Raw genomic sequence first — 24,770 nt, 5'->3', positions numbered from 1 at the left:
TTCGCAAGAGCGTCCCACTTGTTCTCAGGATCCCTTTGGGAGCCTGACAAACTTGCCCATTGAGTTTGCAGCTGCTCCTGCACTGCCTCAACAAAATCGGGGTTCAAGCCGGAAAGGGCAACTTGGCCCCCATGCAGCACCTCTCCAGCTACACCACGACCGTTTTTACAAGAAGGGCCACCGCAAATCGGAAGTCGCAAGTCGACTGGCCGATGGTCCGCCACCTCATTCACCAGTAATCCCAAACCAAGATTCCCCAACAGCTGGCTCAGGAAATTCAATATCAATCCTGACTTTTGCTTCTTTGTGTTGAAGCAGCGGAGGTTGATAGTTCGCGTGGCCACAGATCCGCAAGAGACGCAGACCTCAGGAAATGTAGACTGGGCACTGGTTTGCAGTTTAGTCGACTCGGCGTTGTTATTGCTTTGCATAGGATCAGTATAGAAGAGTTGTGGATGTGTCGTAGGCCTCAGGCAATCTTCCAAACTGCCGAGGGAACTGCCATCAATTGACTCTGCTCGTAAAATCGCCGGGTGGCTCCCTCTGTTAATCTCTCACAGAGTCTCCTGCGACTCCGCAAGCCGACGGGAAAGAACGCTGCCTCCACAGAGTGAAGGCCGACAATAGCCTGTCAAGCGGACTGCAATCTCTGGACATCAAGATCCACACCGCAAGGCCCGGCGCCCGATCAACCTGGTCAGCCAAACACCTACCAAAACAAGCGACGTCGCGACAACGAAAAACAGAGTCGAGGTGATCGCTAAAGGAACGGAATCAAACCACCTTCCGGCATCCGCGATAACGCTCGTCGGAACTTTTTCAATTAGCGGCTCAAACGCATAAGGCATCGCCCCGAAAGCGGCACCGCTGATCATGGAAAGCCAAATGTGTTGCTGTGGCCGATGTACGTTTACTAGAAAACGCATCGCAAAGAACGACCCAACGCCTCCCAGCAAGAAAATGGACCACTGTATCAAATGATCAAAAATCGGTTGCATCTTCCATATCATGAAGACGTTCTCGGCACCAACGAACATAGCGGTACCAGCCCATGAAGCTGCCCATGCGGCCAAGACGTAGATCGCGATCGCCAGACCGAGATACCGAACTCTCCAATCAGGTTCAGTCGCCCGAACCAAACTCGATGACTCGTAAGGATTGAAGGAATGTTGCGACATCAAATATTCCGAAAAACAAAATAGCATCCGCGATCACACGCGACGCGGCCAATTTACCGAGCGATCAGTTCAAAAATGGCCCGATTCAGCGTCGCTGACTCATTCCCTGCATAGATGGCTATAGCGTGGAACGGGTTGTCTCCAGACGAGGCCGCCTTTGATAACCCGATTTCTGGCTGGCTATGTCCATCACACCTACTCTCCCTCATTCCCCTTTCGACTAGCTCGCATTCTAGCCTTGAAGTCCAGCAGTGATTCGATAGTCGCATGCATGTCAGGTTGATCGATCCATGCACGGATTTCGGCTAATGTGACATCCGAATCGGCTTGCATATACCGACCGCCGATGATTGCATACACCTGGTTTTTCCCAGGTAGATCCTCAGTATGCTGTTCCATTCCAAGGTAGGCCGGCGGCGTCACGTCGTCCACCTTGCTGCTCAATCGAAACACTGACCGAAAACGCGAATTGTATTTGTCCGACTCGATCACAACAAACGCCAGTTCGGTCACCGCCGCCTTCGAAGCTCCCCGCTTGTATCCATAGGTGATTTCGGCAAATCCAGACAAGCACTTCAGACGCGTCGAAGTGACCGTCAGCGTATCGAGCGGACTCTCTTCAGCAAACGAAGTTGCAAAAGCGAACGCGCCGATTGCCATCGCAAAAAGGAATCTCATTTGCCCCACCTCTGAAAAGATGCCATTTCGAACGGTAGTGATAGCCGAACGATTGAAACCGCTCGGCATGCTCCAAACCATAAGCCGGCTGTCGATAGCGACTCAACATCTAGCTTAGCGTCGAAGAACGGGATGGAGCGCGTCTGAGCTGACACCAACACTCAATTCGCCAAACAGCAAGCACTCAATACGGCTACGATCGAACTCGACCTCTCTACGCAACAGATGCTATTCACGGATTCGCATGGTCCGCATCTTCCATTTGTAGCCATCACTGTCGACGAATTCGCCCTCTAGCTTTCCGAAATCAACCACCGATAGCAACGCCTTGCCTTTGATCGGCTTCGCCCATTGCTTGGGACCGGTTTTCCCACGAAGCAATGTGTACTCCGCTACCGTTGTCTTATTCGCCACATCGGGTTGGCTTTTCCCAATTTCACTGGTCCATTCACCGCCAGGCTTGCCAGCTTGATAGACAATGAGATCAGAAACTCGGTAAGCGCCACGGATTACAGAATCCCTCCCTGGCGTTTTATGCACCGGAGTCAGCGAAAACGTCCAAATTGCACCTTCGATCGATCCAGCCTCCTTAAGAAACTGTTCCTTCATCGCAGCGCGTGCTCGAGACGTTTGCGCAAAGCCCATCTGTGGCAAAGCAGACAAGAAAACAACTGCAACAAGAAAAAGAGAAATGTGTCTGAACACTGGGTGACTTCCGCTTGACTCTTTCGATACAGGAGAATTCAAAGCATTACGGACACCGCAATGCTGAGGCAACTAAATTTTACCGATGTCCATTCTGCTCGACAGGCGATTATGAAACCACCGTCTGGTGTTTTTCTGACCGTTATATAGTGGCTGTTGGCAACGACAATGATCGGTCGAATAGCACGAATCACCTAGGGCATTTCCCGGGATATCCCTGGAACAATTCGCTGATCGACCATTGAAGCAAGTCGCATCGCTATATGCTTCGGTGAAATGTCCCGCAACTGCCCGGTATCTTCAATACTGTACGTCGCAAATTGTTGGGCCGCATATTGAACGGCCTTGAACAGGCTGCAAACAATATCAATCACTCCGACAGACCTAGCTGCAAATTCAACCAACACGATAAAGAAAGGAGGCAAGCTTCCGAGCTTCACCATTGAACACGAACGCTTTGCCGCAACCATTTCAACTTCGACGTTCAAGCGGACGCGTCTGTCATCTATTGCATTTAGCACCACGGAAACGCCTGACACCAACGATCGCACCAACAGAAGCAAGCAAGAAAAGTGAAGACGGTTCTGGAATTGCAGTAATCGTGGCGTTTGCATTGAGTCCATAACGATTTGATGCAGAGGTTCCAGACGGGAAGTTCAGCCCCGCCCCCAATCCGATTCGCCCAAGCCCACCGCCGATCCCATTGCCAATTGATGAGACCAAAGACGAGATCCCATTGATTGGGACAGTGGAATTTTGAAGATACCGGTCCCCAAATACCTGTGCGCCGATGACGTACGTCTCATTCGCTGACAACGTGATGGGATTGACATCGACCATTCGGTAAAACTCTTCAAGTGGGGAAACAGCTCCCGAAGGAACAGTGGAGCTACGCAGCAAATCTCCACCCGCTGTCCACAATCCAACCTCGTGGCTTGCAGCGAGGCCATCGCCAAAATCGTCGAAGTAACCCAACTGAGTCAGTGAAACGTCGGACGCACCTACCCTAAACGTGTATCCGTAGGTGTTGTTCGTCGTTGGACCTGCCGTCGTAAAATCGCCCGGTGGCCCGGTCACAATCAGATCGGCATAACAATTGTGAAACGAGAAAACGACACATAACACGGTGACGGCCGCAGAGCAAAACTTTGACATCATGACTTCTATCTTCTTTGGGATTCGATCTTCCCCCACAGGATAGCAGAACTCGATATACCCCACACAATTTCATTCACCGGACTGAATGTCAGATAGAGAGCCTTCCATGGGACCTCAAATCCAGACCGACATGAAAGCTAACATGGTGTATCGCCATGACGAGCTGCCTCGTCATGACGCCACCACAGAACGATAGTCACCAGCGAGTCAGGCAAATGGCCTGCAAGGGCATCGCAAGCCTCTAGGCCCGACCACCATATTCTGAATCACCTCAGAATCGCGAATCTGCAATTGAGAAACGCAAGTCTTCTTTGGCACGACATCATAAAAGAGATGCAGTGGTTGATGCGGCGATTGCCGTGACTATCAATCGAGCTTCGCCTTTGTTTTCAGAAATTCGAGATAGATTGGATCTTCGTCACTGAAGATTTCAGGTCCCTCCGCCATATACGCTCGCATCAAATGATCGGCTGCCTGAGACGAATTTCCCTCCTGCATATAGGCCTGACCTAGCCGGAGGTGGACGAACGGATTTCCAATCCCGCCGTCACACTTTTGGGCACTTTCGAAAGCAGAGACGCATTTCGCAAAGTTGCCGAGTAAAAAATGCGCATCGCCCATACCGCAGTACGCATGCAACGCGTAGTCATACTCTGTCTGCGGCTCTGGCAATCGTTCAAGTGCGTTGCCAAAAGCTTCAAGCGCCGATTGAAAATCAGAGCCTTCCATCAGGTCATTGCCACGTTCCAATTCGTCTTGCACTTGCTCATCGACGTCATCGTCAAGTGGTGGCGGCAGACCATCATCCTCACCGTCGTCGTCGAAAAGCCCTGCTGCTTGAAGGATCTTCATCTGAGAATCGGGGAGTCCATTCTCAAAAAGAGCATCGATCTCGTCGCTCCAGCCTTTGGCGGCCAAAGCTCGCACTTCATCATCTGTTGCCATACATCACTCCGATATCAGAACAAAGGTAGCCACCGTCACTGAACGGACAACCTGAAAACTGAAAATAGGACTCGCTTCGGCGAACAATCAGCTATCCCCAACAACGCAGACTCCACGATCCAGACTCGTCGCTTCGCTTGGTCCCTTTCGCACGAGGACTTCATCACCAAAGACACAGTTTAGAAACACAACTCCGCTTCCAACACACTACGATCCAGCCTGAAGGTGGCAGACAATCTTTTCCGCAAGCTTTGTATGCAAGTGACAACCACATTGGCCGGCAACTGTTTCGGACCATTTCTCCAAGACCGCGTTGCCGCCATCAACCTTCATCAATGTCATCGCACATTGCTTGTGGACATCATAGTTGTCAACGGCCATCGCTTTGTCCACCATTCGAAGCAGACGCTGGTCTTCACCTCCGATTCGGATCAGTGCACGAAACGCCTCAGTACACGCCTGTGGCACACCGTGCTGCCAAGAACGCTCCCATGCGGATTCGACTGCCTCCGACGCTGCCTGTGACGGATTCTTCAATCTGCCAACGATATCGATGGCGTACTTGAACACAGCTCCATCCTTGATGTCGAGCAATGGTTCTAGAATCGGAAGATACTCTGCCGGAAACCGCTTACGATGGATCGAATCCACAAGTTCGTGGGTACGAAGGCCCTTGTACCGGCGTTTTTCGACAATTGCAGAAACGATTGCCTGAAGTTCAGAAGCTTCCATTGTTCTCCTGGATAGCGATGGAAATCATCATCCGATCTACACCTGGTTGGACCACATCGCAAAGTATTGGTAACACCAAGGGTTTTTTACAGCCTGAATGAACGGTAACCCAATACTGGTTCGACCGAACGCGACTTGATCCCCGCCGGGATGGCCGCTTCGGTCGTTGACGTGATGAATATACTCATGTATCAGCAGCGCCGCGCGGTACCTAGCCTGGTTCCTAAAATATGACTGAGCGACATAGATATTGAATGGCTCGGCGTGCACCACCCATGCATCCTCGCTCATGAACCCTGGTTGCTTTCTCTGGTTTCCTTTGTAAATAAAGACGGTCTTTTCCATCCTTGGTCGGAAACTTAAAAACTTGCTTTGGATCTGACGGACTTTATCCGTTTCTCTAAGACTTATTGAGAACGTATCTCGCAAAAGCTGATCGAGCTTGTCCTTCGGTGTACGTGACAACACCAGCTTGCTCGCACACTGCTGACTCAGTCTCTTGGCGTACAGCAAATCCGCTATGATGGTCTCAAGTTTCCTCGTGGGAAATCCACGAAACTTAAAAAATGACGCGGGATCCTTTACAAATTCATCGATCAGCTTTTTTGTTCTGGCGTCTATCGAACGAGAGTTGTCGAGGATAGCTTTTAAGTCAGAGACTTCTTGTTTTGATATCCCTGGTCCGTCGCAGGTACTATAGATGATCGATTGCACTTCGTCGTATGTCAAACGGCCATCCCCATCAAGAGCTTTCTTGAGGGAACGCTTCACCGAAGGGTCCTTGACCAGCGTTTCCAGTCCATAGGGTTTTCGAGCTACCATTTTGGGTTCCTCTTTGGTTTAGCCATCACCTAGGCGGATCTTCCATTAGTAGAATGCTTGATCTAATTGCTCGGTACGCGACGTGGATCGGCGCTTCTTCACAACCGAGGATCTCTGAACGACGAATATTGGCGAAAACCAGAACCGAACAAAATCTGGTTCAACGCCCCAATCCGAATAGTGACGCATTCCTGGATAACTGATCTTCTGGCCCTGTACCCTCAAATGCCAATACTACCTTCCAACGACCGCCGATCTGCTGGACATCAAAGCCAAGCGCTTTCAAACGCCCATTACTTCGATCGATTTCCCGAAAGACGAGGATTGATCTATCCGGATCAAGCCTTCTATACCTTTTGAACATCGGCAGGAGCGGAGATTCAGAAATTGGAGCCCAAAACAATCGCGATTTAGCCGGGAATGACTTCGTCTCGGACGAAGCTTCACGGCTGATCGTACGTTCGAGATAGTCGATCAATGGCGAATCAGCCTCTTCAAAGATCGCATCATTTGCAACGAAATCCTTGAGCGGCTTATGTTCCCTACCAAGCATGACCGCTTCAATCTCTTGGATGGTTGGCTTGACAGCAGTCCTGGTTTTATCCGTCAAAAGAGTATCTTGCGATAAAGCGCCTGCAGGAAGGAAGAAAGTTACCGCATAGACAATCAAAAAGAAAAGCGTTTCTTGCTTTGTCATCACCTTGCTCTTAAATATTGCTCCGATAACCGCAGACACCACAGATTCCAGTCAGATTCACGACCACGAGTGAACCAACGAATTATCCGTTTTACTTCGATTCAGCGTGTCCACCACGCAACCAATTCTTTCGGCCAATACTTTTGTGGTAAAGGCATCGCGAAATGAGGCGAGTTTCGAGAGACGACAATCGGTAAAAGCATTGTGCACAGTCGTCCCCCTGGAAGATGCTTTCTGTAGAAATACGTAGTCGAAATTTTACAGCGGAGCGACGCGTTTACCGAATGCGGAACAGGCAAACCAAATACCCTTACGTGCTCATCACTCAAGTACCGTGCTATGTTTAGCAGTTCTGAGTCAGCTGGCGTTGTCCCTTTCAATTGATAAAGCCTCCCTGCGATGTCCGTCAGGCACTCCGGTTCGTTGTCTGCACGATCCGTTAAAGAGTAAACGACTTCGCCTGGACAATTATCTTCGCCGGATTCAAACAACAGGCCATTTGCTTGAATAATGCGTCCCCAAACGATCGTGCCATCCGCGTAGAGCATCTCAAGATTATCGAAAAGAACTGACAATCTATCCGACGGATCTTCACCCAGCCAATCTGGCTTCGGAACACGCAAATAAGTAAATTTGTCCCAAACCTTTTTAATGGACGCTCGTCCGAAGAAGTTTGAGCGACAAAGTTCTAGCTGGTCATTCATATAAGCATCACACTGGACAACACGGGGAACTGATAATGACGATTGCCTGCAACAGCTATTCGTCAGTTTCTTGAACTGGATCAATCGCTTCAACAGCATCGAGGAATGCGGCGGGGTTGCCACCGATGTAGACGATATCGTCCCATTCGAAGACCAGAGCATTGTCACCCACCCCAACGCGGACCCAGGTTGGGTCCATACCTGCTTGATACGCTAGTGTGTAACAGTCGCCAATCAAGGGGCTTGGACTGACACGAGAAATGGGATGCAGAGATCCTATAAGCTGCTGCATCTTTTCCTGGGAAACCGTAACGGTTGAATCGTCTTCAGTTTCGGGCATCTGCACAGTCGTGAAATGCATTGCCGATCGCGAACGCAGCAAGAGTTGGTTGTTCGAAATCGGCTTGCTTGGATCATGCCGATTGCATCCGGGCGAAAGAAGCAGAACTGCGGTTAAGATCTGTGTACGCATCAACAAACGATTAACAGTCACTAAAACGAGAACTCTTTCATCAAACCGAAATTTTTGAATTGCCACACTTCGAACTCAATATCAAACATCCTGCCGTATCCGTAGTGTTCAAGAATGCGGAGCTCTTCGCCTTCGACCCGACCGATACCTGGAATGACCGTACTCTTAAGCAAATCCCAGCTGTAACGATCCGATGCACGACATTCCCACCTTTCAAACTTGCAGACGACTCCTACACAGTCTGATTGGGGAATCGACTCAGCGGACACCATAACATCAGACCAGATTGTAAATCCACCCAATGCAAATTAAAGCTCAGTTAGACTATCTGCGTACAATGAGTCAATCCAGTGCATGGACACGGAATCCCCCCCTTTCAATTCGCCAGATTTTAAAACGCTTGTTGGCTCCCGGGACGAACTTCGGCCAAACTTTTTTCTTCAGCCAGATCTCAGGTTCTCGAATGCTGATGCCGGCATGATCAGTTTTTATCCCCGAGCCGTTTCGCCAGTGTTCGAGGTGTTTTGCAGCACTTACGAAAACTACCGCGCGGCCGCCCTCGATCATCTTCTGCACCTTTTTCAGCGACGCCTGCAACTCCTGATTCTCTTTCGTAGCTATCTCGTCATCGCTCCCAACGACACCGGGTGTAGCCGGAGTCTTCACAGGTTCCGTCGGGTCTGATGCATCATTCAATCCATTCGGCCGCGGCGTTTGCCGGAAAGCCCGATTGATCCGTTCGTCAATTGCCACGCGGTCCTCTTCAATAACTAGATACTTGTGCCCCGGGGTCGTCCGTAGTCAGCAGCAGCAAAGTAAACGGTGCACACACTCTCGGTCCGACTCCAAAACGTTGCAACCGATGCTCTGCTACTTCGAATTCTCTAGGTTTCTCAAATCAAGTTCTGTAAAGATTAGCATGACGCTTGAAGTGTTCATGAAGCTTAACGGCTGAACAATCGAGGATGACCTTGACCGATTCGTAACAGAGGAATCACCTAGGCGTTCAACATAGTGCGCCGGCAAGCAAACACGAAAGAGCTTCAACTCCAAAATTGCAACTCCCACTTCAGGCCCACCGGATGGTTCTATCGCTTCATTCTGTTGGCGATGCGACTTCGACAGTTCCTGAAGTGAACTTCCCGTGTTGAAACATCTCGACGACTTCATCAATGGAAAATGCTACATCGCAGTTTGCATCGGCCTTTTCGAAATTCACCGACCTTCCTTTAGAAGCTCTCAGGTCAATGAAATCGATTCCGCAATCGCCATACTCATCGTTGCACACCTTAAACCCTTCGAGGGTAGACGCCAAATCTTGCAAATGGTTCTCCGAAGGAACCTTTCTGCACGATGCCCAACCGAGTAGCGTGGCAATACCACCACTCTAGTAGACGCGTACGACTCCAAACAAAACGAACCCAGCGAGCAGTGTTGTTATCGCCAGCACAGGAACTGGAAGGCCAGGTCCCAAAGAGCCTCAACGCAACTAACGCAATCACGAACCTTGCCTACGTAACTCGTGCGAGCATCAAGTCATACATATCGACCTCTAGTCCGTAGAGTAGCTGTCAAAAACTTTTGCTCGTGTGATCGCCGGCGCTCACCTTACCGCAGCCAACAAACTCAGAAGTCACCAACCTCGCAGCACGCGCCCCCGCGTCCAACGCTTTGTTAATCCGCCGTCGTTGGTTTCAACGCAAAACGAACTCGAAATCGACGAGTCCCGCGCCCCTTCTGGTCACCGAGTGATGGATACGAAATCACTCCAATCGAATCGTCAATTTCGCAAAAGTCCAAAGCCACATCCGCATCCCCGTCAAACTCGTCGTGCCCGGGGATATTCCTCTGCGATGCCACTGCAATCTCGTGCACGCTTACCAACGACTCGATCATTTCACCGTTTGCAAATGCAATTGAATCTGCAGTCGCTCGCGCCCGTTGCATGGCACCAGCTATCGCGTTTTCCGCTGACTCTGATGGTGCGTAAATGGGCTTTGGCGATTGGAAAGCGAAGGTTTGCTTTATCGGAGACCAAAATGTGCGTTTGCTCGATGCAAACAGCCGCTCGATAGCAGCCATGCTATTCATCAATTTGGCCATATCTGCATTCCGCACAATGATGCTGTGCGACACAGACTTAGCAGATGACCAAAATTGAAGTGCGACGTTCCCACCGCCTTCTTGGATATCAGATTCAGACAGCCCCGAGTTTCTCAACGCGGAGATGACCCGATCACGAAGTTTCAACGATGAGTCGAAGCACAATCCGCCGCGACTGGAACTCACGTTTAGTTCAAGAGTCGACTCGTACGACGCAATGCTTCGAGTGGTAGCAGCTGCGGTGAGAACATCAACGTATCGCAAGTTCATAGCCTATCAACGGATTGAATTTCCATTTATGGGACGCCTCCCGTAACCGGGCGCAAACGAAAGACTTTTGTATCCAATTGCCACGTGAATGAGTGCTCTGGTCCACGGCTTTATTATACCGACTGTTTGGTTACGGGCGAGCGAGCGTTCTGGACCCGAAACAAGAAGAAGCTTCCGAGCACTTCGATTGCTATAGCAATCACGAGAGGGCACATCACCATTCGGACTGAATCAACATCGACGATTCCGCCCAAAGACTCGCTGATCAAATCAGCAACGCCCTGTGTGAAGTCCCATACCGAATTGAAAAACAGGAAACTTGCCGCTCCACCGACTGCTGGCCAGAAATCCGACTTAGGAGTGCTTCGGAAGCAGTTGTACTGAGTGTGGAGTGCGGCGTAGCCAATGAACAGCGGTAGTACCCAACCCAGCACAATACTTGACTCAGTCAACGTCTCACGGGTGTAGGAAAACGCAAATCCAAATGAGCGATTTTTTACAAGCGATCCGAGCGATAGAAATCGCGAATACAAAAACGAGCGAAAAGCCAGCAGCCGCAGCGATGGCACGCACGCCTCTTTGTGGAGCCGCCTTCGACGGCTCTGCTCTGTACGGATTAGTATCGTAAGTTGACATTCTATTGCTCTCATGTTGCGACATAACGGCAGTGATGAGCGAGGCACGGCGAAGGAAATTGCAGTAATTCGTTTGACAAAGCCCCCGCGACTTCGCGTCCATCAATTTGTTCCGCGTCATCCTGGGCCGATCAACTTGATCAACCACGGTCTATCGTACGCGATTTAAACTGCAGTGTGATAATTTGCGATCCGGGCGTCGGACGCGATTGCTTCCTTCGTTTCAATCACGACCAGAACCATCAGCAAAAAAAGGAACTGTTGACGTTGCTCAGCAGTCCGTTGCAACCGCCGCGTTGCAATATTAAACCGTCGCCAATCGACTGGCCGCAAATTCGCATCAAGACATGAAGCCCCAGTAGATACGCCAATCGAAACGCGAATGACGCCTGCATGCTGGGAACACTGACCACCGCTGGTCAGCACAAATCGATTAGTGTGTATTAGTGACGATTAGTGTTTCCGAATTTGAAGCACCCAACCGCCGTCGATGTACGGTTTGATAACCCGTTGCCATTGCCCAAGCTCTGTCGGTAGCAAAGACAAGCTTTGATTCGTCAGCAATCAACCGTCCACTGCGGAACGGCGGCCATCACCGATGGTCCAGCGATGGACTAACTACTTCAGCAAAGAATGGCTCCCTACCTTCGCGTGCACGCCTTGGTTTGCGGGCTACTCACGACGACAGTATGCAGTACACCGCTGACGACAAGTCCATCCCATTTGAAGTGCCATAGGTAATCAGCATCAAGTAAGCATTCTACATACCAGACGTTGGACGTCTTCGATCAGAAACATCTATCAAACCGCAATCTCAATTGCGATTGACAGGAAACTAATTTCGTTCGAAATCAGATGGGCAAAATCCAGCACAGCAATCAGCAACATTGAAAACTGGTGTTGGCTACCAGTCACAACCATCCGCACGAACGAAATCATCGGGGAGTAAGTTTTACATTCGAAGTTTTGCAAAACTCACGTGCTGAATAGAACGCATCAGCCGACGCACGTAAAACCAGCGACATCGAATAGAGTCACTCGTGGACGAAGTTATCAATCGGCCGCCCAAGATCGTCGGGAAAGAATGCCGACAGATCGTTACCAATGCTGAATTGCGTTTCAGTTCCGGAATGCCCACGCCACACCAGACCAATAGCCGTTCACCACACCCGAGCAGGAAGACGGGCACGAATGGCTCTCACCCTGGTCTGAAGATCACTTTCATTCGTCTTCGACGCACTGGTAACGAATTGCCAAGCGAATGGACAACGTCATGGTTGCAAAACAGCAGATAAGAAAAATTGAGAACCAGCGAAGTAATGAATTTCCAAACAGCGATGCCCCCGTCAAAGCCGTCAGTGCAACCACGTACACAGATGTGGGAACCTGATCCAGTTTGGATCCCCGACGTAGCTGAGTCATGCCCGCAGATATTCCGATACAGGCGAAGAACAAAAATGGAACACCGAACATAATCCCGACCGCCACAAGATCGTCCTTTGCATTTCCAGCGATATCGATGTAGCACGAAAGACCACATAGAACAGCAGCCAAGCAACCGAGACCGATGTTTCCGGCCCACAGGATGACAATCGCGCCCAGCGACACACAGGGACCTGAAGCACTCGTCGAGGGTGGCCTATAAGGATTCATTTGCGGCATGGGCTTGCCAGTAGTGGAAAACTGCGGCGGTCTCCGTGCCCGCCTGAGCACGTTCGAACCCTCCGGATTAACCGCTCATTATCACAAAGGAAACGCCCGGGATCCCAAGGCAACCAATTGTGTCCATTCAGAAGCAAAACTTGCGAGCAATCAATGCTGCAGGCAATCGCGGGGCCATGGCTCCGCGTTTCGCGAAGCGTGTCAAAAGTCAACGAAATGCTCAGCAATTCGCCCGCTCAAAGCTTCTTCCGAAACCAGCAATTGATTCAAGTGTGATCGCTCATCATCTAGCACATCATAGTCCTCCGAATCGACGAGCTGCGAAAACATTTCGTTCAATTCGGTAGCGATCTTATGCCACTGCTTTAAATCCTCCTCCAATGCTGGATCTATTTCATTTGTTTGAGCAACGAACTCATCCAAGGCCGGGGCGAGTATCGCGTAGTGGACTTGAAGAGACTTGGCATTGCGTTCATTCTCCGGTGCATTTTGCAATGCTGTCGCCATCTCAACAGTTGCTTTCGATGCAGCGTTGTACGCGGCAAACAATTCCTGGACCGCTTCAATGTCAGCGGAGTTCTCGGGTGCCGACCTGAAACATCCGCTTGCAATGACAACGAATCCAAAAACACCGGAAACCAACCATGACTGATGAGTAGACGGCAACATTTGCAATAATCGAGATGGTCGAGGATTAGCTGGACGATTGGCACAACCAAATTGCGGCGACTGACAATCTACCCCAAAGCCTTTCACTCCACAATTTCGGTTCATACCGTGGTTCGTGAGGCGCTAAAGAAGACAGCCTTCCTCACTCCGCTTGTGAAAAGTTTACCCAATTCGAATCGCCAAAGGTAACCAGCCTCCATCTTGTGGTCAGCACCCAAGAATTTTAGAGCAGCAATCTTTCAACAGAACACCCAAATGAGATATCCGATTTGATCACTTGCAGCCAGCTGTCCCTTGAATTCAGATGCAGGCCACTCAGACAAAACGATCAACGTGAAAGTTTCATTGCGTGTTGTAGCGAACGCGTATCGCGCGAGCTCAGAGGGTCCTGTTACTAACAATTCAAATTAAAAATGCCTCGCCGGTGAACGATGAACAATACTGGATTGTTTTAGCATCCATGCATACATTGCCGATCAACCAGCAGCGCGGGAAAATTAAGCACGGCAATACTCTCAACTTCACCGCTCTCTGGTACCAGATGGCTCGTCGGCCCGTTGGCGCCAACAAGGCAGGCACGTCCTTTGTCGCCTTGTCCCGCTAGACGACGGAGGCTTGATAGCCTCCTGCAAGGTTCACTGTCGCTGCACATCAGCTTTGGTGAAAATGACCGGCGAGGGCACTGGAAAACGAACTAGACTCAGAGACTCGATGTCGCCATTCGAGTTGGCATGAAAACTCACCAGTTCACGCCGAATGTCGTCATCAACAATCCCGTTGTACGTTCGATCGCCCTCCATGTCGAAACTATCAAAGTGATAATGGGCTAACGGCCCACGAAAACCGTGATGATGCCATCTCAGTTGACGATCCTGGAGCAAAACTTCAAAGGTCCCAAACGCCGGATGCGAATAAACCCCAACGTATCGCTCTAGCGGAAACGTTGGCGATGTCGCTTGAACTTGAGCAGGGCGCCGCGCTAACCTAGCCTGCTCGTAGGCCTCACTTCCCGCTTGCTCTAAGTTTCGGTAGAAGGCAAACTCGTCTTTGGGCTGTCGGCCCAACAGACGGCTGCGGATATTCAATTCGATAAGTTCGGCCGTCGGACGATAAGCCAGGTTCGTCAGTACGACATAGGCACATTGTCGCTTGGGACAGAAAGCCGCGACCGCCGTGAAGCCGGGAATACTGCCGGTGTGTCGTGCCCACTTTTCACCACGAATAAGGAATATTTGCCAGCCCATACTATGAAAACCTGTCGTTTCATCGAACCGATTAAATTCCGGCATCGCAACCTCAGGCGTCAATAGCTCTCGCATGCTGGCTTTTGACACAACCTGCGTCTCGTTGAATTCGCCTTGGGCCAAATTGAATTGCAGGAATCGGATCATGTCGTCCACATTGGAGTTGATACCAGCTACAGGTCCCACAACTTCTCCGGGGAAAAACGGCCGGGGCGCCACTTGATCTCCAACCATGCCGTAGGGCTGAGCGTGATCGGAATTGGACTGCGAATTCTGAATCGAAAAATTGCTAGTTGTCATCCCAAGAGGTTTCAAAAGCCGGCTCTCGATAAACTCCTCCCAGGATTGCTCTGACAGTCCTTCGATCAACTGCCCCGCGATCAGGTAACCGCTGTTGGAGTACTGAAATGTCGATCGCGGCCGCGAAGTTAACTCAAGATACCGCAGTGTTCGGTACGACTGCGCGGGAGTGATATGCTCTTCGGGCCAACCCTTAACCCCGTACCAACGAAGACCTGCCATCGCTAAACCCGTGCGATGAGCCAAACAGTCACGGACTGAAAGCTGAACAGTGGCATCTGCATCTGACAACTGAAAGTCGTGCAAATGATCGTGGACTCGGTCATTCCAATCCAGCTTTCCTTCATCAACTAGCATCGCCACGGCAGTTGCTGTGAAGGGCTTGGTGATCGAAGCAATGGAAAACAACGTCTTGCTCGTCACCGGCAAGTCATTTTCGATGTCTCGAGCCCCGTATCCCTTCGCCAGTATCACGCGGTCTTCACTGATAACCCCAACGGCAACGCCCGGCACTTTCCATTCGCGCAAGACGCGGTCAATGAACTCATCGAAGTCCGAAAAGTCAGGACTCGCTACCTCTTGAGCATCCTGTGGCTCTACCGCCATCAAATTCTTTTCAGCGAGCATTCCCACAACGAAAGCAGGTGCGAAAAATGCAAGAAAGACACAAGCATCCTGAACCACATTGGCAAATTGCCTTACTTGTCGAATCATTGGTAGAGTCACTGAACTTCTTCGACGAACGATTGACATAACCGAGGTGCGACGGATGCCTCAATACTTTGCACACGTCGACTCACTGACTTTGGTTGATCGCCTGGACCTTCGCCACTGGATGATCGGATCTTCTGTACGGCCATTGTGATATATGCCACGAGAGGAACAGCACAGACGAACGCAGGGTAAAGAATCGCATCTACGAAAGCCGAACGTTTCCATCGCAGCCAAGTAGTGTAGAGCATCACGACGGTATACATGGCAACCGAGATCAGAACGAGGATCCCAAGAAGTGCCGCCCTTTTCGGTGGGGCAACTGAGGTGGCCTGGGTTTCGTGGCCCACGCGAGTCCTTAAACCGAAAGGAACTCATAGAGCCTACGATGCCACGGAAGCCCCAACCCTCAGCGATGCCCGAGCTACACACCTACACCGATGAATTCAAACGCGATGCGGTCGCCATGTAGCTCGATGGACACTCGTCAGCCTTAACTGCGTCAGGTTGCCCTGGCCCGCTGCTCTCGTTCAACCGATTGCTATGAGCCATCTTGAGGCTTGCTAATTTTGACCTCGCCGAACGTCAGGAACACATACGACGGACCAGCAGGACCGCGATACGCACCTTGAGCATCACATAGTTTTACCGCGAGGGCGGCCATCGCCCACGCATCGTCTTCAGTGCCAGTCCATTTTTGCGTGGTCAGTTTCTCGATACCGTGCTTTTCGCCGTATTCCTTCAATTTCAAAGCATGGAATTTGAGATCATCGTCAATCGATGGATTATCCCAAGCCCATAGCCAGGAATTGTCGCTGGTGCTGAACGAACCGATGATCTGTGCCGGTGCAACTGCTGTTGTGCCATCCGCATTCGAGAACACGAGGTCGCCTACATCCTGATCGATGTTCCATCGGTCGAACGTCCCCAATCCCCATGCCTTGTGAGCTTCGGTCTTGAGCTGCAATTCTTTCATGCTGGCTTCAAGCAGATCTTGGAAGTCATCCGATTCCGCAGAAGACATCTGTGGCTCACTTGGCTGCGAAGACTTGCCGCAGCCGCTCGGTGCCAAAGCGAGCAGTAGCAAGCAAACGGCGATGCGTGGATTGATGCATGGATTATGGTACATAGCAATTCTGATTAAGGACGACGGACGAACGACTCGCAAACAGACGAAGACAACATCCATCCGTCTTCAGTTGCAGATTCTAGCTATCAGCCGTCTGTGGGTCGGAGTGAGAGTTCGGAAACAACAAGTGAGTGATCCGAACCTTCACGTTGAACTATAGACGATGCGATCGTCGAAAAGTGCTTCGTGTGAAAGATGTAGTCAATTCGCAGTGAGATCGGCAGCGGACGAGTGGGCCATGTCCAAGTCGGCTTGGCATCCGCGTCAGTGGTTACAGCAGCAAACGAATCAACAAGCCCCATGTTCGTCAGGGTACGTGGTGCGACGAATGTCGAAATGCTATTGAAGTCACCAAGCACAATAGACGGACGCGTCGGGTCCAGTACGGTCGAGATCGCCGCGATCTCAACTTCGTGTTTTGCCTCGGCATCGGACAAGGCAAGCATTGCCGCGGCAACACGGTCGCCACGCTTCAGTACGACCGGAGTCAGATGAACATTGATGATTTGAACGGGCACATCACCAACAACAATGTTCGCGGTACAAAACCCAAATAGGCCGGCACTGGGAGGAATGAATCTAACATCCGAGAGCGGGAGCTTTGATGCGAAAGAGAACCGTTCTGCCGCGTAGCGGCCTTGGTGCCCGACCGAAGCAAAGTGTGGAAAGTCTTCAGCGAGCTTGTCTTGCAAGAATCGCTCTGATTGCTGCGTTGACTCTTGAAAGCATACAAGATCTGGTTTCGCCTTCGAGATGGCGTCAAGCACTTGGTCCCCGCGACGATTCCCCCAGTTCAGATTGTACGTTGCAATACGAAATGGCTTCGCCATTATTTCTGATGCAAGAGAAGCAAAGATCACGATAAGAAAAGCAAGTGTCTTCATCCCAATCCGTTAACAGTTAACATCATGCGAAAAGGCCAAAAGACGGACAAGTCTACACACGCTCTACCATTCGCTGCATGGTTCCCTGGAGGGTTGACCTTGAGATCAGCTGGGTGGCGTGCATAACACCATCAAACCGTGAAATCATTTTCGATCTACAGCTGGCAGTGGCATCTGCAACCATTGCCCCCGGAAAGACCACTACGAATTAAACAAGACAAAAGCTGTCCAAGAGGGTGAGCAGTTGCCAAGCACGTCAACCATCCATGCGAACATTACATACCACCGCGTCAATTCAGTGCCATCATGCGAGTTGGGCCTCGCCCTCTTCGTCTCGATACTTCCTGACCCAAGCACTGCGACAACCGATTGATTATCGCCTTCGTCGTTTTCCAAAGACAACACACGATGTGGCGACCAGCAGAACGAACGACGAAGGCTCTGGCACCGCAGAGATCGTCGCATTCGCGTTGAACCTTCCACCCGTCGGATTAGTCGGGAAGTTCAATCCGCTTCCATTGGTCAACGAACCTCCGGGGCTCACAGGACCGACCGCATCATCGTAAACGCCATTTTCCCCATTGAAGACATAGCGGTCTCCAAACACCTGAGCACCAATTAGATAGGTCTCCGCCGACTTGAGACGAATCGAGGCAATCTCAACCATTCGCCACTGCCCGACAAGCTGTGCAGAGGTACCCGACGGAACGATTGCAGATGTAACAAGCGTGCCGCTAGAGTTCCAGACACCAACCTCATGCGATGCGAGTAATCCATCTGCATTGTGGTCGAAAAAGCCGAGCTGCGATATAAATACGTCTTGTGGCCCAACTACGATATTGAACGAATTTGTCTGATTCACATTCGTTGCACCAAAACTGCCTCCGGAAAATGACGCCAAAACAAGGTCTGCATTAGCATGCTTGCTCATCAAGAAAAAGCTAAATCCAAGAAACACCAGAATGAACAAACAATTCCTAGAAATAAAACTCATGTCGAAATCCCCAGAACTTGGAATCAATTAAGGGCGTGAATCGCCGTACGGTAGCGACAGCTGTATACCTTACACCAACATCGACTCGCGGACTTCAGTGCACCAATTGATTAGCTTCCTTGACGCTGATCAGACGGCGAAGAAGCTAAGGATGAGCAACAGAATTGCGATCGTGAATCCAGCCGCTATCGCTTTTCCAATTGGAAGCTCGAAAAACGCGGCAACTCCAGTTGAGAAAGAACGTTCCGTTGCGAAGTCAAACCTGTACCCGCCTTGTGTGACTGAGCGATCGGAGAATGCAATCTCAACAATAGGATCGGAGATGATCTTGTCTTGCTCCTGAAGCCGAATGGTTGAAATTCGGTGTATACCGACTGGATTATAAAGATGCCACGTAAGGCCTTCCGCAGCGGATACATTCGGCTTGGCCCCAAGCCGTATGGTTTCGCCACTTTGAAGCAACAGGTGCAGTTCATAGTCAGGCAATGCATCATGTTGCTTAATAAACGGGAGATTGTGATCTCTAGGCTCTGTTCCCGGATCGAGTGCAGTCACTGTTATTTCGGTAACTGCAACGCTTTGAAACGCAGACAAGACCACACAAGACGCAATACTAACCAGCACGAATCCAACACACACCCAACCACAAATCCGCCACGCGGACACGAACCCTGAGTCCCGCTGTACGTCTGATTGGTCGCTGTCGGCCATAACTTGCAAAGTGGTTTTATCTACAACGTACGGTACGCGTTCACTGGCTCGCGGCGAACGACTCCTCATTGCCCAAACACCCGACTTCGCGACTCGGGTGCACTTTTAGTTTACTCGACGTTTTCACTTGCACCCTGCTCGAAGTCTGCCGCCGTGAATGTTTTGTTCACAGGGCGACCTTCGCTGTCACGAATTCGGTACGTCCATTGCTCCAACTTCTCGTCCCATTCAACAGTGTCAATAATGCCATCCAAGAGTGCCGAATCAAGATAGCGGCGTCTGTATCGCACCCATTTACCTGAGTCGAAATAGGATGCAGTGGAGTCGTCATCAAGCTGTGCAACGCTGACGCTCCAATCAGTTCCTTGCTCCGTAAGTGTTTGCTTATCTGCTAGAAAAGCAAAAATACGAAGTCGCTCGACGCCCTCCGGCGAATTTTGAGCTTCACGTAAATCATCTCGTCTTGGCTGAAAGATGCCGCTAGTGATGAAATTCAAGCGGGCACGGGCAAGTGACACGTGCGAGTTTGGCCCACCAGCAACCAATGTTGCATTGTGATTGTCCTGCCCGTCATCTTCCCACCAACAGATGCGACAAATCTCCCAGCCACAACGTTCATCGAGCGTCGCATATCCACAACACGGACAAGCGTTCGGAAATCGGTCGATGGGACAATGAGAGTCAATCATCAATTAGTAAAACTGGCGGTAGCGCGCACGTGGCAAATTTAACGACTCACCACTTCAATCGACTCAACTCGGCGAATCACGTCCATCGTCTAGTTCGCCCCCGATAGGTCGACGTCCGCCTTACCACGATGAACTTTGAAGTACTCGTTGGATTCCTTTCGAAAAAGCACCGCAAGGATTAAAGCCGAGAAAAGAAAGGCAAGTAGTGTGATCAAATCGAGTTGTCGTCCGATCAATACCCCGACCCCAACGATGATTGTCCATGTAGCAAGCAGATACCTCCCCCAATTCTTACCGAGCAGCATCGCAATGGAGGATACAAGCATCACCACCAATCCAACCGACCCTACTCCGAGTTGCAAGAGAACGAAGCGGTTTCCGCTAGTTACATTCTCAAGAAATTCACGGTTCTGAAACAGCATCAAGACCGAGTAAACGTTGACCAACACCCCACTGATTAATAGCCAGCAGAGTCCGGTAATCGCGGCAGGGCGTTTGGGCATTTTCCCCGGATCAGGCATCTGTATGATCCATGAACAAAAGGTAAAGCACGACTGTAATTAACCTGCGGTGAGGAAATGCGTCGGAAAACGGCATTCCTCAAAAGCGTTTCGCCGTGAGTATAACAACTCCGAAGATTCTCAGGCTCAGCGGTAGATGCAAGGCGAATGGCTGCCGCAACCAATTTGCGGCGATTGACGGATCACTTTAATTGCAGCAATTCCGCAACTCGGTTATATCAATCGCTCTGCATCGTTTCCGGTTGCAATATCCAGTACGAAAGGCTGCCACTCGTCCGGCGGATCAATTCCAGCCTCACCGCGTACCAAAGCGTTTCCGATCTCGGTGATTTCGACACCGTCAATCGCGACCGTACGACGCCACAACTCTATTCCCGACTTGGAGATGGCGAAAACGTCAGTATAAGTTGATACGAGGGCCACGTCATGTTGCGGCGCGACCCTACAATCAATGCCAAGCAGATCAAGGCACACCCAGTGATTCGGGTCGTCGGGGCGAACAAAATAAACAGCACCCTTCGCAATCACGATAAACGCCTTTGCATCGAGCCATTCGATTAGTTTGGTGGCGTAACCGAACCCTCGTTGGATATTGCCGACCCAACCAACCCCGGATCTAGAGGTAAATCGAACGACGCAACCTTCTGACCATGGGGTCGGCTTACCAGCATGAAGATGAACTGGTGGCGGACCAGTTCCCGGCAACCCAGCTTCGATCGTTGCGTTCATGAGTACTTTGATGCAGAACGAATCGAGTCACACGGCGGCGACGAGAGATCCACCACTGTCAAGCGACACGACGGCGACGCCGTTGCGCATTATCTGGTTCGACGATTCGAAGCGAGGCATTTCGCATCACCTTAATCGAACCCATTCATCGACAAACCTCATCGGATCGCCCCCACTCCGGCATGTTGTAAGAAGTTTGCGTTGCAGCAAACGCCAGTGGTGGCCTGAGTTGAGGTTGCATACCATGAGGATACCGAAGGGGAAAAGTTGACGATCATCGCGAGTAACTTAAGAAGACAACGTGATGTCGACTTGGAGTTCATATGTTCAATCTGTGACTTCGCAAAACGACGGACATCACCGATGCAAAGAAAGTTGATGTTCCATTCGTGAAACCTTGAGATCCCGACTTCGGTAGATCTGATCGCTAGCCGCCAATTTGGGTCGGACTCTGATCGATCGCCACGTTGGAACGTAAAAGCCAAGCTACCCAGCCAACGTATGCACCCATGCATGCGATTGAGAGAACGGACCAGATGTACGCTGAGTGAAGTCGGTCGTTGAATGCATTTGACGCAACCGGAACTGTGCCCAACCAAGCGAGCTTCGCGGCACAAATCAGAGCGACAGCGAATAGCATGAACGACGCTCCTTTAAGTGTTTTTGGTGATGGTTGCCAGAGGTACAAAATGAGGAAATTTAGGGGAAAGAGAGAGAGTCCAGCTATCGGTCCGAACCGTGGCATAAACCATTGACGAAGCGTCGGCAGAAAGAGTGCTAGTAGGTAAGCGACGAAAACAGAGGCGAGCACTATCGCAATTGCAGCGATGTCAAAACGTCTCGCGCAGGGAGACGCAGCCTCGCTCTTTGTCGAGGTAGCTTGTGACGATTCGTATGGGTTTGGAGTCAATTGATATTCAGTTCACAGAACGATAGCGATCACCCGGCCGGCGTGAGGAAATCAAGCTTTTCAAAACCCCATGCTCGGCAGCTCGGTATACAACACCTGGTTGCCCGATCCAATCGGCGGGAAACTAAACGTAAACCTGCTGGAAGCAGATCGCTAGGATAACAGAAGCGAATATCCCACAAATCAAGAACAGAGAGTTCCATTCAGTGGTGCGTGTCGTCGGGGAGATACGAGTATAGTAAAAACGAAAAGCGGATGAGACAGCGATTGTCGGAATCGACGACAAGACCGGAACAAGGAGAAGAAACGTCCGGTAGCTGGCAGCGAAACCTGATGGAGCAAAACGCAATTTGATCAGAGACGGCCGGGTCGAGGTCGACTTAAACACACCGGCGACCAGAAGTAGAGCGAAACAGCAAATGACGAACGTGATAGCGGCCATCCACTTCCAGTCTGGATGGACGTAGCGACGCCCATCGCTTTGCTCGACCTCGGAACTTGATGGGCTATACGGATTCGTCAACGTGATTTCGCACCAGTTTGGGTAATGGAACAGATCACGCGGCGGCGGCGAATGATCAAACACTTCACCACACCTGACTTCGCCGCTGGTCGTGTATCAATTGCTATCCCAAGGGCAGTTAGCGTCGCCATTTGTCGCGGGCATTCAACGCCCACTCAGTACCTGCCATATCAAACAGTGTAGTTTGCATCCAGTCCGGTGCGTCAAACGGTTCATAGATGTCCCGAATGTCATCAACGCTGTGCAACCAGCGAACATACTCCGCATCCCAAGGGAGTTTTCGGTCGACATCAAAGCGACTAAGGACGCCTGGTGCGTACTGTCTTGCTAACTCAAATATCCCGATGGCGTGCGGATCTAAAAGTCCCATGATATCATCGCCAAACATATAGCTTCGATAGCTACGAAGCATTCGGTTTAGGCCGGCAGCGAACTCATCTGGATCCCGCGATTGAATCGCGCGGAGAATTTGGCACACAGAGCTAATGTAACCTGGGCGAGAACCTTTGATGAGCTTACCAATTGAGTCCCGTAGCTGGTCGTCGTTGTCTAGAACAATCGCTTGCAGGCAGTTGCAGATATTTGCGTAGGCACAATTGTTGGGCTTTTCAGCACTACCACGCCAAAGGGAGACAAGCTTAAAAACACCCTGTGTGTCGTGCGCCGCGAATGCCATCAGTATTGGACGCCACAACTCATCAAAATGTCCTTCTAGATGCGATGCCATCCAATGATGACGGGACGAAAAAGACAGACGCAACGCAAGTTCGCAAGGGGAATCCTTCCACATCCTTCTGCAGATGCCGTCTGAAATAGCGTTCAGGGGATCGAGGGGGCTATGGAGAATGAACTTTGTAATCAGCCATTGATCCTCGGTGCAGTCATCGGGAAGGCGTTTGCTACGAATCGTCTGCAAAATGTCGTCGTCGGGGCAATTAACCCGATCAATCTCCTCCGCCAAAACCTTCCAGACACTACGCCACCCGCCGGAAAGATCGCCCTCCAGATGCTCATTCAAGATTCGATTGAGCCTTGCGGTCAGTTTCATCAATTAAATCGGGGAATGGAAGGTTTCAACCGGGCCGCGAGAGCGACTCGCCACTTCAAAACATCAACTTGCGGTCCCCGTCGCCCCATTGATACTCGTCAAACCTAAGTTCTGCGCCGTCTACGTCGAGAATGACAAAGAATTGCTGCTAGCCCTGCGAGCGGAAGGATACAGGACGGCTCAGGAATGGCAGTCACTGAAATAGAATCGATAGAAAAATCAATCGAGTAAAGAGACGGCGCGCCCCCGCCAGGAAACGGCTCACTACCGTCTATCCGACCATAGGCCGTTTCAAATTCTCCCAAGTTCAATGCGGCTGGAAGTCCGGAAGAGCCAAAAGCGGTTCCGTCTGTATCTTGGAATGACAGTCCAATACCTCCCGTCTCCACTTCGCCGTTCGCCATAATCTCGGTTCCAGTAAATGGCGAAAAACCTTGAGGCTCCCCATCCCAGATAGAAAACAGATCCAATGGTGCCCCCGGCGCGAACTCTACATCGTCTGCGACCACCGTTGTGAAATCACCCAGCGAACCAATTTGCAATCCAGCGATACTGACGCTGATTGACTGTGGTTGAATCTGTGTGAACTGAGATGCACTGCCCGAGGGAACCGCAATCGGTCCAATCAGCGGTGCGTTGTCGTCATACGTAAAAATTCCTGATACGGAGTCACCAACCGTCACTGGTGTCCCAAAGATCAGATTCTGACTGTCTGAAAAGTTATTGTCAAAAACGCTAGTAACCGTACCCGAGAATTCATATGAAATGATTGCTGCATCGGCGCAGGTCCCGGTGGTCAGCGCAAAAAGAGAAAACAGGTAAGCAATGTTCGCGAATCTCATCGGTGTGCAGTCCAAACGAAGTCTAGAATTTACAGAAGGGCATAAACGGGAATTGCCATTCTAAACAGATTGGGGAAACGACGGGTAAGAGTTCAGGCAGATGTG

General features: G+C 50.7%; 27 protein-coding genes. 1 reads left to right on the top strand and 26 read right to left on the bottom strand.

Annotated features, from left to right (window positions below; genetic code table 11):
- Nucleotides 1-656: 656 nt before the first annotated feature.
- From LOC67_RS17215 to LOC67_RS17150, 14 genes are all read right to left on the bottom strand, one after another.
- Complete coding sequence (locus LOC67_RS17215; RefSeq protein ID WP_230263885.1) at nt 657-1,178, bottom strand: hypothetical protein; 522 nt, start codon at nt 1,176-1,178, stop codon at nt 657-659.
- Between the two features lie 195 nt (nt 1,179-1,373).
- The gene (locus LOC67_RS17210) at nt 1,374-1,856 is read right to left on the bottom strand and encodes a hypothetical protein (protein ID WP_230263884.1); all 483 of its coding nucleotides are present in this window, start codon (nt 1,854-1,856) and stop codon (nt 1,374-1,376) included.
- 228 nt (nt 1,857-2,084) lie between these two features.
- Entirely contained in the window at nt 2,085-2,465 is a 381-nt protein-coding gene (locus LOC67_RS17205; RefSeq protein ID WP_230263883.1) for a hypothetical protein, read from the bottom strand.
- A gap of 290 nt (nt 2,466-2,755) precedes the next feature.
- Nucleotides 2,756-3,049, bottom strand: a complete 294-nt coding sequence (locus tag LOC67_RS17200) for a hypothetical protein (RefSeq protein WP_230263882.1) — start codon at nt 3,047-3,049, stop codon at nt 2,756-2,758.
- A 13-nt stretch (nt 3,050-3,062) separates the two neighbouring features.
- The gene (locus LOC67_RS17195) at nt 3,063-3,719 is read right to left on the bottom strand and encodes a DUF4082 domain-containing protein (protein WP_230263881.1); all 657 of its coding nucleotides are present in this window, start codon (nt 3,717-3,719) and stop codon (nt 3,063-3,065) included.
- A gap of 366 nt (nt 3,720-4,085) precedes the next feature.
- On the bottom strand, nt 4,086-4,664 hold the full coding sequence (locus LOC67_RS17190; RefSeq protein ID WP_230263880.1) for a hypothetical protein: 579 nt from the start codon (nt 4,662-4,664) through the stop codon (nt 4,086-4,088).
- Nucleotides 4,665-4,871: 207 nt separating this feature from the next.
- Nucleotides 4,872-5,396, bottom strand: coding sequence for a hypothetical protein (locus LOC67_RS17185; RefSeq protein ID WP_230263879.1), 525 nt, complete (start codon nt 5,394-5,396; stop codon nt 4,872-4,874).
- Nucleotides 5,397-5,432: 36 nt separating this feature from the next.
- Complete coding sequence (locus LOC67_RS17180; RefSeq protein ID WP_230263878.1) at nt 5,433-6,218, bottom strand: hypothetical protein; 786 nt, start codon at nt 6,216-6,218, stop codon at nt 5,433-5,435.
- Between the two features lie 160 nt (nt 6,219-6,378).
- Nucleotides 6,379-6,915 carry a hypothetical protein gene (locus LOC67_RS17175; RefSeq protein WP_230263877.1) on the bottom strand — a complete coding sequence of 179 codons (537 nt, stop codon included), beginning with the start codon at nt 6,913-6,915 and terminating at the stop codon, nt 6,379-6,381.
- A gap of 101 nt (nt 6,916-7,016) precedes the next feature.
- Complete coding sequence (locus LOC67_RS17170) at nt 7,017-7,619, bottom strand: hypothetical protein (RefSeq protein WP_230263876.1); 603 nt, start codon at nt 7,617-7,619, stop codon at nt 7,017-7,019.
- 55 nt (nt 7,620-7,674) lie between these two features.
- Nucleotides 7,675-8,091, bottom strand: coding sequence for a hypothetical protein (locus LOC67_RS17165; RefSeq protein WP_230263875.1), 417 nt, complete (start codon nt 8,089-8,091; stop codon nt 7,675-7,677).
- Nucleotides 8,092-8,433: 342 nt separating this feature from the next.
- A complete protein-coding gene (locus LOC67_RS17160; RefSeq protein ID WP_230263874.1) occupies nt 8,434-8,844 on the bottom strand; it encodes a hypothetical protein in 411 nt (136 codons plus the stop codon).
- Nucleotides 8,845-9,765: 921 nt separating this feature from the next.
- Nucleotides 9,766-10,380 (bottom strand): hypothetical protein, encoded by a 615-nt coding sequence (locus tag LOC67_RS17155; protein WP_230263873.1) that lies wholly within the window; start codon nt 10,378-10,380, stop codon nt 9,766-9,768.
- Between the two features lie 197 nt (nt 10,381-10,577).
- Complete coding sequence (locus LOC67_RS17150; protein ID WP_230263872.1) at nt 10,578-10,916, bottom strand: hypothetical protein; 339 nt, start codon at nt 10,914-10,916, stop codon at nt 10,578-10,580.
- 32 nt (nt 10,917-10,948) lie between these two features.
- On the opposite strand from LOC67_RS17150, the gene LOC67_RS17145 reads away from it, so the two are divergent.
- Nucleotides 10,949-11,092: a hypothetical protein gene (locus tag LOC67_RS17145; RefSeq protein WP_230263871.1), complete on the top strand. Its 144-nt coding sequence runs from the start codon at nt 10,949-10,951 to the stop codon at nt 11,090-11,092.
- A 1,228-nt stretch (nt 11,093-12,320) separates the two neighbouring features.
- Here LOC67_RS17145 and LOC67_RS17140 read toward each other — a convergent pair.
- The 12 genes from LOC67_RS17140 to LOC67_RS17085 all read right to left on the bottom strand — a co-directional run bounded on the left by LOC67_RS17140 (nt 12,321) and on the right by LOC67_RS17085 (nt 24,665).
- Nucleotides 12,321-12,752: a hypothetical protein gene (locus tag LOC67_RS17140; RefSeq protein ID WP_230263870.1), complete on the bottom strand. Its 432-nt coding sequence runs from the start codon at nt 12,750-12,752 to the stop codon at nt 12,321-12,323.
- Between the two features lie 210 nt (nt 12,753-12,962).
- Nucleotides 12,963-13,430, bottom strand: coding sequence for a hypothetical protein (locus LOC67_RS17135; RefSeq protein ID WP_230263869.1), 468 nt, complete (start codon nt 13,428-13,430; stop codon nt 12,963-12,965).
- Nucleotides 13,431-14,065: 635 nt separating this feature from the next.
- Nucleotides 14,066-15,688, bottom strand: a complete 1,623-nt coding sequence (locus tag LOC67_RS17130; RefSeq protein WP_230263867.1) for a serine hydrolase — start codon at nt 15,686-15,688, stop codon at nt 14,066-14,068.
- 538 nt (nt 15,689-16,226) lie between these two features.
- Nucleotides 16,227-16,814: a DUF6882 domain-containing protein gene (locus tag LOC67_RS17125; protein WP_230263865.1), complete on the bottom strand. Its 588-nt coding sequence runs from the start codon at nt 16,812-16,814 to the stop codon at nt 16,227-16,229.
- 86 nt (nt 16,815-16,900) lie between these two features.
- Entirely contained in the window at nt 16,901-17,698 is a 798-nt protein-coding gene (locus tag LOC67_RS17120) for an endonuclease/exonuclease/phosphatase family protein (RefSeq protein WP_230263863.1), read from the bottom strand.
- 373 nt (nt 17,699-18,071) lie between these two features.
- Nucleotides 18,072-18,629: a PEP-CTERM sorting domain-containing protein gene (locus tag LOC67_RS17115; protein WP_230263862.1), complete on the bottom strand. Its 558-nt coding sequence runs from the start codon at nt 18,627-18,629 to the stop codon at nt 18,072-18,074.
- 192 nt (nt 18,630-18,821) lie between these two features.
- On the bottom strand, nt 18,822-19,247 hold the full coding sequence (locus tag LOC67_RS17110) for a hypothetical protein (RefSeq protein ID WP_230263861.1): 426 nt from the start codon (nt 19,245-19,247) through the stop codon (nt 18,822-18,824).
- A gap of 266 nt (nt 19,248-19,513) precedes the next feature.
- Nucleotides 19,514-20,092 carry a CPCC family cysteine-rich protein gene (locus LOC67_RS17105; RefSeq protein ID WP_230263860.1) on the bottom strand — a complete coding sequence of 193 codons (579 nt, stop codon included), beginning with the start codon at nt 20,090-20,092 and terminating at the stop codon, nt 19,514-19,516.
- 89 nt (nt 20,093-20,181) lie between these two features.
- Nucleotides 20,182-20,613, bottom strand: coding sequence for a hypothetical protein (locus LOC67_RS17100; RefSeq protein WP_230263859.1), 432 nt, complete (start codon nt 20,611-20,613; stop codon nt 20,182-20,184).
- Nucleotides 20,614-20,826: 213 nt separating this feature from the next.
- The gene (locus tag LOC67_RS17095) at nt 20,827-21,342 is read right to left on the bottom strand and encodes a hypothetical protein (protein WP_230263858.1); all 516 of its coding nucleotides are present in this window, start codon (nt 21,340-21,342) and stop codon (nt 20,827-20,829) included.
- 1,551 nt (nt 21,343-22,893) lie between these two features.
- A complete protein-coding gene (locus LOC67_RS17090) occupies nt 22,894-23,823 on the bottom strand; it encodes a hypothetical protein (protein ID WP_230263857.1) in 930 nt (309 codons plus the stop codon).
- Between the two features lie 104 nt (nt 23,824-23,927).
- Entirely contained in the window at nt 23,928-24,665 is a 738-nt protein-coding gene (locus LOC67_RS17085; RefSeq protein ID WP_230263856.1) for a hypothetical protein, read from the bottom strand.
- Between the last annotated feature and the right edge of the window lie 105 nt (nt 24,666-24,770).

Source organism: Stieleria sp. JC731 (assembly GCF_020966635.1).
Classification (GTDB): Bacteria; Planctomycetota; Planctomycetia; order Pirellulales; family Pirellulaceae; genus Stieleria.
Note: the sequence above shows the minus strand (reverse complement) of the source record. Positions and strands in the feature narration are given on the sequence as shown.